General features: G+C 36.0%; 15 protein-coding genes and 1 tRNA gene. 12 read left to right on the forward strand and 4 right to left on the reverse strand.

Features of this window, described 5'->3' with window-relative positions:
* The first annotated feature begins 6 nt into the window (after nt 1-6).
* The gene (locus tag GQN54_RS03605) at nt 7-1794 is read left to right on the forward strand and encodes a cytochrome-c peroxidase (protein WP_160632084.1); all 1788 of its coding nucleotides are present in this window, start codon (nt 7-9) and stop codon (nt 1792-1794) included.
* 41 nt (nt 1795-1835) lie between these two features.
* Here GQN54_RS03605 and kbl read toward each other — a convergent pair whose 3' ends face one another.
* From kbl to dprA, 3 genes are all read right to left on the reverse strand, one after another.
* On the reverse strand, nt 1836-3026 hold the full coding sequence (gene kbl / locus GQN54_RS03610; protein WP_160632086.1) for a glycine C-acetyltransferase: 1191 nt from the start codon (nt 3024-3026) through the stop codon (nt 1836-1838).
* Nucleotides 3027-3122: 96 nt separating this feature from the next.
* Nucleotides 3123-4481 carry an NADP-specific glutamate dehydrogenase gene (gene gdhA, locus GQN54_RS03615; RefSeq protein ID WP_160632088.1) on the reverse strand — a complete coding sequence of 453 codons (1359 nt, stop codon included), beginning with the start codon at nt 4479-4481 and terminating at the stop codon, nt 3123-3125.
* Between the two features lie 118 nt (nt 4482-4599).
* Nucleotides 4600-5697 carry a DNA-processing protein DprA gene (dprA, locus tag GQN54_RS03620; RefSeq protein WP_160632090.1) on the reverse strand — a complete coding sequence of 366 codons (1098 nt, stop codon included), beginning with the start codon at nt 5695-5697 and terminating at the stop codon, nt 4600-4602.
* 115 nt (nt 5698-5812) lie between these two features.
* Between dprA and kdsB the strand changes: the two genes are divergently transcribed.
* From kdsB to GQN54_RS03635, 3 genes are all read left to right on the forward strand, one after another.
* Nucleotides 5813-6547 carry a 3-deoxy-manno-octulosonate cytidylyltransferase gene (gene kdsB, locus GQN54_RS03625; protein WP_160632091.1) on the forward strand — a complete coding sequence of 245 codons (735 nt, stop codon included), beginning with the start codon at nt 5813-5815 and terminating at the stop codon, nt 6545-6547.
* A 34-nt stretch (nt 6548-6581) separates the two neighbouring features.
* Nucleotides 6582-7589 (forward strand): HU domain-containing protein, encoded by a 1008-nt coding sequence (locus tag GQN54_RS03630; protein WP_160632093.1) that lies wholly within the window; start codon nt 6582-6584, stop codon nt 7587-7589.
* A 64-nt stretch (nt 7590-7653) separates the two neighbouring features.
* Complete coding sequence (locus tag GQN54_RS03635; RefSeq protein WP_160632095.1) at nt 7654-8190, forward strand: acyl-CoA thioesterase; 537 nt, start codon at nt 7654-7656, stop codon at nt 8188-8190.
* A gap of 1 nt (nt 8191) precedes the next feature.
* On the opposite strand, the gene GQN54_RS03640 is transcribed toward GQN54_RS03635, so the two are convergent.
* Nucleotides 8192-9202 carry a glycosyltransferase family 9 protein gene (locus tag GQN54_RS03640; protein WP_160632097.1) on the reverse strand — a complete coding sequence of 337 codons (1011 nt, stop codon included), beginning with the start codon at nt 9200-9202 and terminating at the stop codon, nt 8192-8194.
* A 76-nt stretch (nt 9203-9278) separates the two neighbouring features.
* On the opposite strand from GQN54_RS03640, the gene GQN54_RS03645 reads away from it, so the two are divergent.
* The 8 genes from GQN54_RS03645 to GQN54_RS03680 all read left to right on the forward strand — a co-directional run bounded on the left by GQN54_RS03645 (nt 9279) and on the right by GQN54_RS03680 (nt 14878).
* On the forward strand, nt 9279-10049 hold the full coding sequence (locus GQN54_RS03645; RefSeq protein WP_160632099.1) for a TatD family hydrolase: 771 nt from the start codon (nt 9279-9281) through the stop codon (nt 10047-10049).
* Nucleotides 10046-11080, forward strand: a complete 1035-nt coding sequence (locus GQN54_RS03650) for an asparaginase (protein ID WP_160632101.1) — start codon at nt 10046-10048, stop codon at nt 11078-11080. Before GQN54_RS03645 ends, GQN54_RS03650 begins: the two co-directional genes overlap by 4 nt.
* Before the next feature lie 105 nt (nt 11081-11185).
* Nucleotides 11186-11272 (forward strand) — tRNA-Ser (locus tag GQN54_RS03655).
* An 85-nt stretch (nt 11273-11357) separates the two neighbouring features.
* The gene (locus GQN54_RS03660) at nt 11358-12194 is read left to right on the forward strand and encodes a MotA/TolQ/ExbB proton channel family protein (RefSeq protein ID WP_160632103.1); all 837 of its coding nucleotides are present in this window, start codon (nt 11358-11360) and stop codon (nt 12192-12194) included.
* Between the two features lie 6 nt (nt 12195-12200).
* Complete coding sequence (locus GQN54_RS03665) at nt 12201-12614, forward strand: hypothetical protein (protein WP_160632105.1); 414 nt, start codon at nt 12201-12203, stop codon at nt 12612-12614.
* Between the two features lie 36 nt (nt 12615-12650).
* Entirely contained in the window at nt 12651-13250 is a 600-nt protein-coding gene (locus GQN54_RS03670) for an ExbD/TolR family protein (RefSeq protein ID WP_207554808.1), read from the forward strand.
* A gap of 1 nt (nt 13251) precedes the next feature.
* On the forward strand, nt 13252-13728 hold the full coding sequence (locus GQN54_RS03675) for an ExbD/TolR family protein (protein WP_160632107.1): 477 nt from the start codon (nt 13252-13254) through the stop codon (nt 13726-13728).
* A gap of 79 nt (nt 13729-13807) precedes the next feature.
* A complete protein-coding gene (locus tag GQN54_RS03680; protein ID WP_160632109.1) occupies nt 13808-14878 on the forward strand; it encodes a WD40/YVTN/BNR-like repeat-containing protein in 1071 nt (356 codons plus the stop codon).
* The last annotated feature ends 8 nt before the right edge of the window (nt 14879-14886 follow it).

Consider the following 14886-nt stretch of genomic DNA (forward strand, 5'->3'; position numbering starts at 1 on the left):
AAGATTATGATTCATAGTGATTATAAAACTATTGCAAGAAGGGCTTATTTTTTAATAAGCCTTTCTTTGTTGTTAATAGCCTGCAATAAGAAAGAGGATACAAAAGCGGTAACTCCAAATGAAAGATTAGAACAGTATCTAATCACCCAGTTGGATAGCGCGAATTATTTTTTGAAAACAGTGAATGACTCAGTTACTTTATCGAAGGCACAAATGAGTTTTATCAATGCCAGAATCGCAGTAAAAAAGGTAGAACCCATTTTGTCTTTTACCGACAATCAGCATTACAAGACACTTTTTCAACCTCATATTTTGAAGATAGTAGAAGAAGATGCAACAAATATTAAGAGGATTTCTCCAATGGGCTTTCAGGTTCTAGAAGAGGTTCTATTCTCAGATTCTATTGATTGGATAGAAGTTTCCAAACAAACAAGATTTTTAAAGAATCGGCTTCGTTTGATTCAGGCGAATACTTCTCTTGATTATCTTAAAAAGTATCATTTTTTATGGCTACTTAGGGATGAGATTATTAGAATTTCAACCACAGGCATATCTGGATTTGATTCTCCAGTATTAGGACAGTCTCTTGTAGAGTCTTCTATAATTTATCAAGAACTAAAAACCTACTTATCGTGGTATGAGTCCGATTTTAATAAGAATGAGTTATATACCAAGTGGGTAGCCGAATTTGACACAAGTAGTAAAATTATGAAGGCTGATTTTGATTTGTTTGATCGATATCGATTTATTCAAAAGCATACCAACCGGCAGTTTGAATTGTGGAATCAAACAGTGAAAGAATGGGACGTTGAGTTTCCGTTTGAGTTAGCGATTTCTAATTCTGCTCCATCTTTATTTGATTCTGCTACATTCAATCTTGGTTATTTCTCAGATAAGATATGGTCTGAGATTTCCAAGGAGAAGATTTCTTTAGGTAAAAAGCTATTTAACGATAGTTCATTTTCAATTGATGGTAGTTTAAGTTGCAGTAGTTGTCATCAAAGTGAAATTGCATTTACAGATGGGTTGGCTATTTCTAAAAACCAAACTCGAAACAGCCCTACTATGAAGTATGCGGGTCTCCAAAAGGCATTTTTTTATGATGCGAGAACTGGTAGTTTAGAAGGTCAAATCGTTGATGTGATCCTTAATGAAACTGAATTTCATTCTTCTATAGATGATTTGGTCCAAACGGTAAAAGGTGATTCTATTTATATCTCTCATTTTCTCACTGTTTACGGTTCAGAGCCTACTGACTTATCGATTAGAAATGCAATTGCAGCATACATTAGAAGTCTATCTCCTTTTAACTCAAAATTTGATTTATCTATTTCCGGAAAAAAAGAAATGCTATCAGCAAAAGAAATTAATGGATTTAATTTGTTCATGGGGAAAGCTCAATGTGCCACATGTCATTTTCCACCTTTGTTTAATGGAACTGTTCCACCCAATTTTTCTGAATCAGAAATAGAGTTACTTGGTGTGCCTGAGAAATATGCTACTTCAAATGCAATTATAGATGATGATTTGGGGAGATATAATATTTTTAAAACGGAAGAAAGAAAGCACTTTTTTAAAACCCCTACGATCAGAAACATTGCTTTAACAGCGCCATATATGCATAATGGAGCTTTTCAAACTTTGGTGCAAGTAATGGAGTTTTATGATTTGGGTGGTGGTGACGGAATAGGAATCAAATTGGAGCATCAAACCCTACCAGCTGATGCTCTGAACCTGACCGAAGAGGAAGAAGAAAATATTATTGCTTTTATGAAAACATTAACAGATCAATAACATAAAAAAGGAGGAAGCTTCAAGCTTCCTCCTTTTTATGTCTATTTAATTACGCCTAATTCCTTTCCTACTTTTGTGAAAGCTGAAATTGCTTTGTCTAAATGTTCTTTTTCATGTGCAGCTGATAGTTGTACTCGAATTCGAGCTTGTCCTTTTGGCACTACTGGATAGAAGAATCCAATAACATAAATTCCATTTTCTAGTAATTTGTCTGCAAAAACTTGTGATAATTTTGCGTCATAGAGCATGATAGGAACGATTGCAGATTCGCCATCCTTATAGTCAAATCCTGCTGCTTTTACACCAGCTTTAAAATAGTCTACATTGTCCATCAATTTGTCTCTAAAAGAAGTGGTTTCTTCCAAAATATCAAAAACAGCAATGGAAGCTCCAACGATAGAAGGAGCTAAAGAGTTTGAGAATAAATAAGGTCTTGAACGTTGACGAAGCATTTCAATAATTTCTTTTTTCCCAGTTGTGAACCCTCCCATTGCACCACCTAAAGCTTTTCCTAAAGTTCCTGTGATGATATCGATTCTACCTAGCACATTTCTAAATTCGGCAGTTCCTCTTCCTGTCTTACCAATAAAACCATGCGAGTGGCAATCATCTACCATTACCAAAGCATCATATTTATCGGCTAAGTCACAAATTTTATCCAATTGAGCTACGTATCCATCCATTGAGAATACTCCGTCAGTAACAATAATACGGAAGCGTTGCTCTTGTGCTTTCTTTAATTGTTCTTCTAAATCAGCCATATTGTTATTTTCATAACGATATCTTGCGGCTTTACACAATCGAACACCATCTATAATTGAAGCATGATTCAATGAGTCTGAAATAATTGCATCTTCTGGTCCAAGTAGTGGTTCAAAAACACCTCCATTGGCATCAAATGCCGCGGCATATAAAATAGTATCTTCAGTTCCACAGAACTTTGCAATACGAGCCTCTAATTCTTTATGTATATCCTGAGTTCCACAAATAAATCGAACTGATGACATTCCAAAACCATGCGTATCTAAAGTGTTTTTTGCCGCTTCGATTACTTTGGGGTGAGAAGATAACCCCAAATAGTTGTTAGCGCAGAAATTAATAACTTCTTCTCCACTAGTAAGCTTAATTACAGCGTCCTGAGGTGAAGCGATTATTCGTTCTTTCTTAAATAGACCTGCTTCTTTTATATTCTCTAATTCGGTTTCTAAGTATTGTTGTATTTTTCCGTACATGTTTTTTGTTTTACGTGCGTTCCAAAATTATACAATAAAAATCGCCAACTCAAATTCTTGAATTGGCGATTTTTTAATCTTGTTTTTTGTTGGTCTTTATACTGCTCCTTGAGCTATCATGGCATCGGCAACTTTTACAAAACCCGCAATATTTGCTCCTTTTACATAGTCTACAAATCCCTTTTCATCACAACCGTATTTTACACACTGTTGATGAATGTCTTTCATGATGTTGTGTAATTTTTCGTCTACTTCTTCGGAAGTCCAATTGTATCTCAATGAGTTTTGGCTCATCTCTAGGCCAGATGTCGCTACACCACCCGCATTAGAAGCTTTACCTGGGGCAAAGAATATTTTTGCTTTATGAAATTTCTCTACCGCTTCGGGAGTACATGGCATATTAGCACCCTCTGCTACGGCAATACAACCATTCTTAACCAATTCAGCAGCTTCTTTGTCGTTGAGCTCATTTTGAGTGGCACAAGGTAAGGCTACGTCGCATTTAGTTCCCCATGGTCGTTTTCCAGCGATAAAATCTACACCATACTTATCGGCATATTCTTGAATTCTACCTCTTTTTACGTTTTTCAATTCCATGATGAACGCTAATTTCTCAGCATTAATGCCATCTTGGTCATAAATATACCCTGAGGAGTCAGACATGGTTACCACTTTAGCTCCCAATTGTGTTGCTTTTTCACACGCATATTGGGCCACATTTCCGGACCCAGAAATAGTTACTACTTTTCCTTGCAAATCTTCACCTCTTGAGCTAAGCATTTCTTGTAAAAAGTAGACGCATCCATATCCTGTAGCTTCAGGACGAATTAGAGAGCCTCCATACGAAAGCCCTTTTCCTGTCAGTACTCCTGTGAATTCATTTCGTATCCTTTTGTATTGACCAAACATGTATCCAATTTCACGTCCGCCTACACCAATGTCACCTGCTGGTACATCAGTATTTGGTCCAATATGACGACATAATTCGGTCATAAAACTTTGACAGAACTTCATAACTTCATTGTCCGACTTTCCTTTTGGGTCAAAATCAGAGCCTCCTTTACCACCACCCATAGGTAGCGTTGTTAAACTATTTTTAAAAACCTGCTCGAAGGCTAAGAATTTTAAAACGCTTAGATTAACGGATGGGTGGAATCTCAATCCACCTTTGTAAGGGCCAATGGCACTATTCATTTCAATTCTAAAGCCTCTATTGACTTGTATTTCACCTTTATCGTTCAACCATGGAACCCTAAACATTAAAACACGTTCGGCTTCTACCATGCGCTCTAATAGGTTACCTTGTTTGTATTTCGGATTGCTTTCTATAAATGGAATAACAGTTTCCGCTACTTCGTGAACCGCTTGCATGAACTCTGGTTCATGAGGGTTCTTAGCCGATACATTTTGTACGAATGCATCAATTGCTTTTTTGTGAGTTTGGCTTGTGCTCATTAAATTAATTTATTGCGTTTAAACGGGTTTTAAAAATCAAATGTAGAAAATTTCAATTGGAAGTGCTAATTGTACCTTTACGTAGCTATACCTAGCTTGTTCTTTATCTCCAAGTCTTTTAAATCAACTGATATATTTTTCCTGGTAATGACTTTACAACTCCCTTGAATTCAAGATTCAGAAGCGTTGTTGTCGTTTTACTCATAGGAAACTCAGCTTTTGTACTGATAAGATCTACTATTTCAGGCCCTTCTTTCAAAATATTTACAATAACAGTTTCTGGTTCATTTAGTTCTTGAAATAAAATGGTTTGTTGGTTCGGACGGTTTTCTTCTATTTGCCATCCCATTATATATTCAATGTCTTTTACCGATTCAATTAGTGCGGCCTTATTGGCTTTTATTAACTTATTGCACCCCATTGAGTGCTCATCATTTATTCTGCCTGGTACTGCAAAAACATCTCTATTGTACCCGTTGGCTAATTCTGCTGTGATTAATGACCCACCTTTCTCAGCCGATTCTACAACTACAGTAACGTCTGATAAGCCTGCTACAATCCTATTTCTTTCTGCAAATTGTTTATTAAAAATAGGTCCACCATGCCTATAATCACTTGCAATGCCTCCATTTTGCATCATTTTTTGCGCAACATTATGGTGTGCTGTGGGATAAATTTTGTCCAATCCGTGAGCTAAAATTCCCACCGTTTGTAAGTGATTGTTTAATGCTGCTTTATGCGCTGTGATGTCTATTCCGTATGCAAGTCCACTAATAATAAGAGGCTTGTGTGGAGCTAATTCTTCTATTAGTTTTTCAGTAAACGCTTTTCCATTGATGGTTGCTTTTCGGGTTCCGATTATACTGATTACTTTTTCTCGATTAAAGTCTACTTTGCCTTTGGTGTATAGAATCACGGGGCTGTCTTCGCAGTGAATTAATCTCCTTGGGTAATCTTTATCCAAGAAATATAAAGCTTCGATATCATTCTCCTCCATAAAACGGATCTCCTCTTCCGCTTGTTTAATGGCATCTGAATCCTTGATGGCATTGACCAATTTCTCGCCAAGACCTGGTATTTTATACAATGCTTTTTTACTTTCCTTAAAAACTGCCTCAGCTCCCCCACAGTAGGCGATGAGTTTTTTTGCATTGATAGCTCCAATTCCACTTAAGATTGTAACAGCAACTTTATATTTCAATTCATCATTAGGCATTCGTTCGGGTAATTTTTTTTAATTTGCTAAATGTTTCTACAGATTTGAATTTAGAGGTTGTAAGCTACTAAAAATTTGAGAATGAAAGTATTCATGTAAACATAAAATTGAAATTATGAATAAAACTGCAATTGGTGTGATACCTGCAAGGTACGGTTCAACAAGATTCCCAGGTAAACCATTGGTTGAAATTCAAGGAAAATCCATGATTCAGCGAGTTTATGAGCAAGCAAAACAAGTAGGGACTTTAACGAAAGTAATTGTAGCTACAGATGATCAACGTATTTTTGATGCGGTTTTGGCTTTTGGGGGTGAAGTGGTTATGACTTCAGAAGAACACCAAAGCGGAACAGATAGGTGTAAAGAAGCGATTGATAACTGTGATGGAACTTTTGATATTGTAGTTAATATACAAGGAGATGAACCATTTATAGACCCAGAGCAGATTAATCAAGTGATTAGAGCTTTTAGTGATGAGAATACTGAAATCGCTACACTGGTCAAGTTAATTGAGAATACTGAAGAACTGTTTAATCCGAATAAACCAAAGGTGCTTATTGATGAAAATGATTTTGCTATCTATTTTAGCAGAGCTGTTTTACCCTATCAGCGAGGTGTCGATCAAAAAGATTGGATAGAAAAGTTTAACTACTATAAACACATTGGTTTGTATGCTTATAGATGTGAAGTATTAAATGAAATTACTAAAATTAGTCCATCAAGATTAGAGCTAGCTGAAGGTTTAGAGCAGCTAAGATGGATTGAGAATGGGTATAAAATTAAGATTGCAATAACCGAGACAGAATCAATTTCCATTGATTCTCCTGAAGATTTAAATCAAATTTTATAGTCAAATTTTAAGTATTTTTTTTACTTTCGTATTTATGAACAAAGGCCATATAGAACAAAGTATTTCTGAATTGTTATATCAATTTGATTGTGTGATAATACCTGATTTTGGTGGATTTGTCACCAATTATTCTGGTGCAAGAATCCAATCAGTGCAGAATACTTTTTCGCCGCCATCTAAAAGAATTTCATTCAACAGAAATTTGACCGTTAATGACGGATTGCTGGCTAATTACTTGGCCAACCAGCATAATGTCTCATTTATTGAAGCAAGAAAAGCAATTGATGAGTTCGTGAATGCAACTGTTGCTTCATTGGGCCGAGGAGAGAAAGTGAAATTGGAGAAAATTGGGATGTTGTATCTTGATGTAGAAAAAAACCTTCAGTTTTTACCTGATTATGGAACCAACTATTTGTTAGACACTTTTGGGATGTCCAATTTTAAGGCTATTCCGATAGAAAGACCTGCATTAGAAGAACGTATCCAAAAAGAAATTAAAGAGCGATTAGTAGTAGTTAAAGCCCCTACTGAAGAGGAAAATAAGAAGCGATTTGGATTTTACTGGGCGGCTGCAGCCTCTGTTTTCATATTTATGGGAATTGGTTACATGTCGTATAAATATCAAATTAATAATGATTCACCAGTTTCCTATGCTTCATTGGGTTTGAAATATGCTACTCCTACATACACTTATCAGCCAGTCGAAAGGGTAGTAGATCAAGATTTTGAAGATGATTTTAAATGGAAGTTATCGACCGAAGTAAGCGAGAAAGTATCGAGTAATGAAAAAAGTAAAGTTGCTCTATTGGAGGAGGATGAACTCCGTTATCATGTGGTAGGTGGTTGTTTTTCAAGTGAAGAAAATGCCGAGAAGCTCTACAAGAGATTGCAAAAAAAAGGATATGCAGCTAGAATGGTAGGGACATTTAAGAATTTACACACGGTTAGTTATTCAAGCTTCAAGACTCGAGAGGAAGCCGTTGCCATGCTGGACGAAGTGAAAAATACAGAGAATACTTCTGCCTGGTTGTTGGAAAAGTAGTCCATGCTAACCGCTGCTTTTTAAGCTTACTATATGTACCTTTGCCTTCCAAAAATTAGGAAGTATGAAAGGTCGTTTTTCAAAAGATACATTCGCACAAACATCAAAAATTGTTCTACCTAACGATACAAATACCTTAGGGAATCTAATGGGGGGACAGTTGCTCAATTGGATGGATATTACTGCAGGAATTTCTGCCCAACGTCACTGTAATCGTGTGGTAGTGACTGCATCTGTTAATTCAGTTTCTTTTAATCAGCCCATAAAATTAGGGGAAGTAGTTACTATTGAGGCCAAAGTCAGTAGAGCTTTCACTTCGTCTATGGAAGTATTCTTGGATGTTTGGGTAGAAAGTGGGTTGAGCAGAAAAAAGGTAAAAAGTAATGAAGCGATATATACGTTTGTTGCAGTTGATCAAAATGGTAGTCCAATTGAGGTGCCTGAACTCATACCAGAAACTGAATTAGAGAAAAAGCGATACGATGCAGCTCTTCGTAGAAAACAACTTAGTTTGATTTTAGCAGGAAAAATGGATCCGGAAAAGGCGACTGAATTAAAAGCGCTTTTCGTACCTGCAACTATAGAGCATTCCGAAAAATAGTTTAATCCAGTTTGAGTAAGTCGTAAACATGCTCAACAACGGTATCTTCATCTATTAGTTTCATGCATTTGAAATGACCCTTTGGGCATTGTTCAAAACCAATTTTTGAGCAGGGCCTGCAAGATAGCTGGTCAACTTGAATCATCTGGCTATAATGCTTAAGCGCCGATGGTAGGTAAGGGTACATGCCAAACTCTGGTATTGTGTTTCCCCAAATTGATACAATTTTCTTCTTAAATGCAGCAGCTATATGCATTAATCCGGTATCGTGGGAGATGATCAAAGAAGCTTGCTCTACTAAGGATGCCGACTGGTGGAGACTAAAAATTCCACAACCGTTAAGAATTTTTTGATCCAATTTATCTTCTATGAACTTAGCGACTCGCTGATCATTCTTTCCACCTAATAATACAATAGGAAGCTCCACTTTTCGACAGATATCGATGATCTTATCGACAGGTAAGCATTTTGTGGCGTGTTGCCCTCCTATAGCGAATGCAATATATCCTTGTTGAAAATTGATCGGCAAGTCCGATACATTAATTTTTTCCTCATTAGGGATAAAATAGTCTAATCCTTTATCATCGTTTTTTATACCTAGGCTTTTTGCACTGGCTAAATATCGATCGACAATATGGAAGTCTGGTAAAAGATTTTTTTTAAAATTTACCATCATCCATTTTTCATAGTTTAATTTATCGAAGGAGAACGATTTGCCTGAAATACTGGACTTTACCCTTGAAGATCGGATGTTCTTATGAAGATCGATAATGAAATTGTATTTTTCTTTCCTCAAATCACTAGCAACTTCAGATACCTTTTTCTTAATGCTATATACTTTGTCAATATAAGGATTAGACTCTAAAATTACAGCATACGCTTGTTTAGTAATGTAGTGTACCTCTACTTCTCCTTCAATTTGCTGCTTTAAGCAGCGAATTACTGGCGTTGTTAAGACAATATCTCCAATAGAGCTGAAGCGGATGATTAATATTTTGGTTTTTTCTGCCATCTTTGAAAGTGCCAAATTAAATTATTTATTCTGTTTTGATGGACTCAATCTTTATCAAAACGCTAAATTTGTTCACATGATTTTAACGGACACTCATACCCACTTGTATTCAGATAAATTTGCGGATGATCGAATTCAAATGATTGAAAGAGCAGTTGCTAAAGGAGTCCACAGACTTTTTATGCCTAACATAGATAATAGTTCAATTGAAGGAATGATGCAGCTTGTTGAAAAGTATCCAAATCATTGTTTTCCAATGATGGGACTTCACCCCTGTTCTGTTGACGCCAATGTGGAGAATGAGTTGAATATAGTAAAGCAACAATTAGCTGATCATTCGTTTTGTGCTGTTGGAGAAATAGGAATCGATTTATATTGGGATAAAACCTTTTTATCCCAGCAGGAATTTGCTTTTCGAAAACAAATTGAATGGGCTAAAGAATTAAACTTGCCAATTGTCATACATTGTAGAGAGGCTTTCGATGAAATTCTTGCGATTTTGGATGAAGTAAATGATGATAATCTAAAGGGGATTTTTCATTGTTTTACAGGTAATATAGAACAAGCAAAGCATATCATTGGCTATGAAGATTTTTATCTAGGAATTGGAGGTGTAGTTACTTTCAAAAAGGCTGGTTTGGATAAAGTGGTAGAACAATTGAGTATAAATCATTTGGTTTTAGAAACGGATTCTCCTTATTTGGCTCCTTCTCCATATAGAGGTAAAAGAAATGAAAGTGCTTATTTATTAAATGTGGCAGTAAAAGTGGCAGAATTATTACATCTGCCAATAGAGGAGGTTGCTGCTATAACAACTAAAAATTCAATTAAAATATTTGGGAAATGAGTGATCAACGTTCGGTCTTATTAATCTATACTGGTGGGACAATAGGTATGATTAACGACCCAAGTTCCGGGTTATTGAAGCCGTTCAACTTTAAACAACTGTTTGCAGAGGTTCCTGAATTAAAAAAGTTTGATATTCGAATTGAATCTTATTCATTTGAAAACCCGATAGATTCTTCAAATATGAACCCATCTGTATGGGTGAAGTTGGCTCGTATTATTGAGAAGAATTATAATAATTATGATGGGTTTGTAATTTTACATGGTTCGGATACAATGGCTTACTCCGCCTCAGCATTAAGTTTTATGTTGGAAGGGTTGAATAAGCCTGTTATTTTTACTGGTTCGCAATTGCCAATAGGCACTATTCGAACAGATGGAAAGGAAAACCTTATCACGGCTATAGAGGTCGCTACTTCATATTATGGAGAGGTGCCAGTGGTTCCTGAGGTAGCAATTTATTTTGAGTATACCTTATATAGAGGAAATCGAACTAAGAAAATAAGTGCAGAAAATTTTGAGGCTTTTTCTTCGCCCAACTATCCTAATTTGGCTGAAGCAGGGGTTCATCTTAAGTTCAACCTTCAAGCAATTGCAACTTATAGCCCAAACTCTAAGTTGGTTGTTAAAGACACTTTGTGCTCAGAAGTTGGGTTTTTGAAAATGTTTCCAGGAATTACAGAAGGTTTTATTCGAAATGTATTTCATCAGAAAGGATTGCGCGCCATTGTTATGGAGACTTATGGTGCAGGGAACGCTCCTACTGAGGAATGGTTGACACAAATTCTAAAGGAAGCTATTGACAATAGAATAATCATTTTGAACGTTACTCAATGTATAAGCGGAAAGGTGGATCAAGAAAAGTATGAAACTGGTTCGCACTTAAAGAAAGTTGGAGTTATTAGTGGAAAAGATCTGACATTTGAGGCAGCAATTACAAAATTGATGGTTCTATTAGGAGACGAAACACTATCACACACTGAGATTAAACAGTTCTTGAATGAGAATATAAGAGGGGAGATTAGTATTTAGGTGGGTTTGTTAACAAAATGATAATCTCGAAATATTTTTATGACAACGAGATTTTTTTGTAATTTGGCGAGCTGTAATAAGCGTTCTTGATTTAAAACGTAAGTAGGAGAGGTGGCCGAGTGGCTGAAGGCGCACGCCTGGAAAGCGTGTAAACGGGTGACCGTTTCGGGGGTTCGAATCCCCCTCTCTCCGCAGAAGTTTTATTTTTTAATAAGTAATTAATCAATTCAATAGATAATAAATTAGTCAATTAAACTAGATTTTAACAATTCAAATCATGAAAAAACTATTTGCTTTAGTAGCCGTAACGGGTCTTTTATCGTTTGGAGCATTTAACAAAACATTTGCTCAAGAAGAGACTGCAGCTGACACAACAGAAATGACAACCGATTCTGCAATGGCTGAAGAAGCTGCAGTAGAAGAGGTAAAAGAACCAGTAAAAGAAGAAGTTCAAGAGCCGGAAGTAGTAAAAGCTGAGCAATCTTTTCACCAAATATTAAAGACCAAGTTTATCGAGGGTGGTCCTGAGTTTATGGGTATCGTATTATTATGTCTAATCTTAGGTTTAGCGATAGTAATTGAGCGTATCATTTATTTGAATATGGCTACTACAAATACAGATAAATTACTGAAGAATGTTGAAAATGCATTGAATTCAGGTGGTGTTGATGCTGCAAAAGAAGTATGTAGAAATACTGCAGGTCCAGTAGCATCTATCTTTTACCAAGGTTTAGATAGAAGTCATGAAGGCGTAGAAATGGTTGAAAAAACAGTAGTTTCTTATGGTAGCGTTCAAATGGGCTTATTAGAAAAAGGAGTTTCTTGGATTTCATTGTTTATTGCATTGGCTCCAATGCTTGGTTTCATGGGAACAGTAATTGGTATGATTGGGGCATTTGATGCAATTGAAGCTGCAGGTGATATCTCTCCATCTTTGGTTGCAGGAGGTATTAAAGTAGCACTTTTGACTACTGTATTTGGTTTGATCGTAGCGATGATTTTGCAAGTATTTTACAACTACATCGTAGCGAAAGTAGATAGTATCGTAAATGATATGGAAGATGCATCTATCTCTTTGGTAGACCTTTTAGTAAAGCACGAACTTAAAAAATAAGAAATTATGTCAGCAGGACTAAATAAAATATTACAAATAGTACAGTACGGATTATTAGGTATTAGTGCTATCCTAGGATTTGTATTCTTGATGGGTGGTATTTCTGAAGATACTATAATCTATTGGTGCTATGCACTTTTAGTAGTTGCTGCCTTAGCTGCACTTGGTTTTTCAATCGCAAATATGGTAGGTAATCCAAAGAGAGCAAAGAGCTCAGTAATTGGATTAGTTGCGCTAATTGTTGTTTTTGGAATTGCTTATGCATTAGGTGGTGATGAAATTTTACCTGAATACGCAGGATTTATTTCTGATCCTTCTGCGTCTAAACAAGTGAGTATGGGCTTAATCGCTTTTTACATACTTGGAGCAGGAGCAATTGCTGCAGCAGTATTTGCAGAAGTGTCAAGAGCTTTTAAATAGGCAACAATATTCATTCAAGATAATAGTTAAATAATTATGGCTAGAAGAAACGCACCAGAAATTAACGCAGGGTCGATGGCAGACATCGCATTCTTGTTGCTTATTTTCTTCTTGGTGACAACAACCATGGATGTGGATACTGGTTTAACTAGAAAGTTGCCACCAATTCCAGAGGATATTGAGAATCCACCAGAAGTTAAAATGAGAAATGTTTTTCAAGTTTTGGTAAATGCGAATGACGATTTATTGGTGGAAGGAGAGCCAATGTTGGTAAGTGAATTAAGAAAGAAGGCAAAAGAATTTATAATTGGAGATGCGAACAATCCCAATATGCCTGAATTCAAATTAACACAAGTACCTGTATTGGGAAACATCCCAGTTTCAAAGCAAATCATCTCATTGCAGAATGATAGAGGTACTTCGTATGAAATGTACATTAAGGTTCAAAATGAATTAGTAGGTGCATACAACGAGGTAAGAAATGAGTTTGCAATGCAGAAATTTGGGAAAAGTTATGTTGATTTAGAAAAGTTAGCAGAAACCTCTGAAACTGCAGCTGCTCAAGCTGATGCTGTTAAAGATGTTTATCCGCAAAGAATTTCTGAAGCTGAACCAAAGAATATAGGAGACCAATAAAATGTCAAAGTTTAAGAAGAAAAAATCAGACGGACAACCTGCTATATCTACGGCTTCATTGCCTGATATCGTTTTTATGCTACTATTTTTCTTTATGGTGACAACCGTAATGAGAGAAGTAACATTGAAGGTTGAAATACAAACTCCGAAAGCAACTGAAGTTGATAAGTTGGAACGTAAATCGTTAGTGAGTTACATCTATATTGGAGAACCAATTAAAGCTCTTCAAGGAACTTTTGGAACTGAACCAAGAATTCAATTAAACGATGCTTTCGCCACAAAAAGAGATATCATTCAGTTTATTGAAATCGAAAGAGAGAATACATCAGAAGCAGAACGACCTTTTATGACATTTTCTATGAAAGTAGATAATGATGTAAAAATGGGAATTGTTACCGATGTTAAACAAGAATTAAGAAAAGCGAATGCTTTGAAAATTAACTATTCAACTGGTAAAACAGATAAGATAGTAGATTAATAAAAATCTAGTAAATTGAAAGCCGTTTAACTATTAAGTTGAACGGCTTTTTTTGTTGAATTAAATAGTTTTTGAAGGAATGAAACTTCTTTGTTTTTCTCTTTTATATCTTCTCATATCTTCGTGCGGGAGGGTAGACAAAGTGGATGAATTTGTGTTTGGAGATAAAGATGTTGGATTAGAAATTGTTAAACTAAATAGTCCTATAAATTCTAGTTTAAGAGGAATTTCAATTTTGAATGATTCCGTAGCTTGGTTTAGTGGTGCGGAAGGTAGTATTGTTGCAACACTTAATGGTGGACAAATACTTTCGATAATCCCTCCCCCAAAAAAGGCAGATAGTTTTGATTTTAGAGATGTTTTTATAAAAAGCACATCTGAAATTGTACTAATGAGTTCTGGAAATCCTAGCCGAATTTATAAATCTAGCGATGGCGGTACAAACTGGATCGAATTGTTTTCGTCACCACACAAGGACCTCTTTCTAGATGCAATCAATTTTAATTCTGTAGGATTTGGTTTAGCATACGGGGATCCTATTGAAGGACATCATTATATGCTGTCTACTCGAAATAACGGCTTAACTTGGGACGTTCTATCAGAAGAATTTCCAGTTGAATCTTTAGAAGGAGAAGCCGCTTTTGCGGCGAGTGGTTCCAGTATATCATTTACACCTGACAATCGTGTTTTTATTGGGCTAAGTTTTAAGGGTCGAATACTTACTTCACAGCCTCCTTACAAAGACTGGGTCGCCATACAGACTCCAATCTTCCAAGGTGCTCCTACCAGAGGGATATACTCTATTACTTTCAAGAATGATTCCATAGGTGTTGCTGTTGGAGGAGATTATACACTACCTGATTCTATGATGGTAGAGAATTCAATATACACGCAAGATGGAGGGAAAACATGGCTTAATCCTCAAACACCGTTAAGCGGATATCGATCTTGTGTGGCTTACTGTGGACCCGCGAATACTTTTGTAGCAATTGGTACAAATGGAATCGACATCAGTAAGGATAACGGAGTGAATTGGACTAGGATTTCCAATTTTGAAAAAGGGTTAAACTCAATACAATTCGTGGAAAATAGAAATTTCGGTTATATGATAGGTAGTAAAGGAGAAATCTATAAAATCACTATTTATTAAAAGAAAAA

The sequence above is a fragment of the Acidiluteibacter ferrifornacis genome, assembly GCF_009909615.1.
Classification (GTDB): domain Bacteria; phylum Bacteroidota; class Bacteroidia; order Flavobacteriales_E; family Vicingaceae; genus Acidiluteibacter; species Acidiluteibacter ferrifornacis.

Excerpts from the sequence above, each read along its gene's own strand:
- GQN54_RS03635 (WP_160632095.1), top strand. The coding sequence starts at position 7,654 with ATGAAAGGTCGTTTTTCAAAAGATACATTCGCACAAACATCAAAAATT.
- GQN54_RS03630 (WP_160632093.1), top strand. The coding sequence starts at position 6,582 with ATGAACAAAGGCCATATAGAACAAAGTATTTCTGAATTGTTATATCAA.
- GQN54_RS03640 (WP_160632097.1), bottom strand. The coding sequence starts at position 9,202 with ATGGCAGAAAAAACCAAAATATTAATCATCCGCTTCAGCTCTATTGGA.
- GQN54_RS03675 (WP_160632107.1), top strand. The coding sequence starts at position 13,252 with ATGTCAAAGTTTAAGAAGAAAAAATCAGACGGACAACCTGCTATATCT.
- GQN54_RS03670 (WP_207554808.1), top strand. The coding sequence starts at position 12,651 with ATGGCTAGAAGAAACGCACCAGAAATTAACGCAGGGTCGATGGCAGAC.
- dprA (WP_160632090.1), bottom strand. The coding sequence starts at position 5,697 with ATGCCTAATGATGAATTGAAATATAAAGTTGCTGTTACAATCTTAAGT.
- GQN54_RS03680 (WP_160632109.1), top strand. The coding sequence starts at position 13,808 with ATGAAACTTCTTTGTTTTTCTCTTTTATATCTTCTCATATCTTCGTGC.
- gdhA (WP_160632088.1), bottom strand. The coding sequence starts at position 4,481 with ATGAGCACAAGCCAAACTCACAAAAAAGCAATTGATGCATTCGTACAA.
- kdsB (WP_160632091.1), top strand. The coding sequence starts at position 5,813 with ATGAATAAAACTGCAATTGGTGTGATACCTGCAAGGTACGGTTCAACA.
- GQN54_RS03665 (WP_160632105.1), top strand. The coding sequence starts at position 12,201 with ATGTCAGCAGGACTAAATAAAATATTACAAATAGTACAGTACGGATTA.
- GQN54_RS03645 (WP_160632099.1), top strand. The coding sequence starts at position 9,279 with ATGATTTTAACGGACACTCATACCCACTTGTATTCAGATAAATTTGCG.
- GQN54_RS03605 (WP_160632084.1), top strand. The coding sequence starts at position 7 with ATGATTCATAGTGATTATAAAACTATTGCAAGAAGGGCTTATTTTTTA.
- GQN54_RS03650 (WP_160632101.1), top strand. The coding sequence starts at position 10,046 with ATGAGTGATCAACGTTCGGTCTTATTAATCTATACTGGTGGGACAATA.
- kbl (WP_160632086.1), bottom strand. The coding sequence starts at position 3,026 with ATGTACGGAAAAATACAACAATACTTAGAAACCGAATTAGAGAATATA.
- GQN54_RS03660 (WP_160632103.1), top strand. The coding sequence starts at position 11,358 with ATGAAAAAACTATTTGCTTTAGTAGCCGTAACGGGTCTTTTATCGTTT.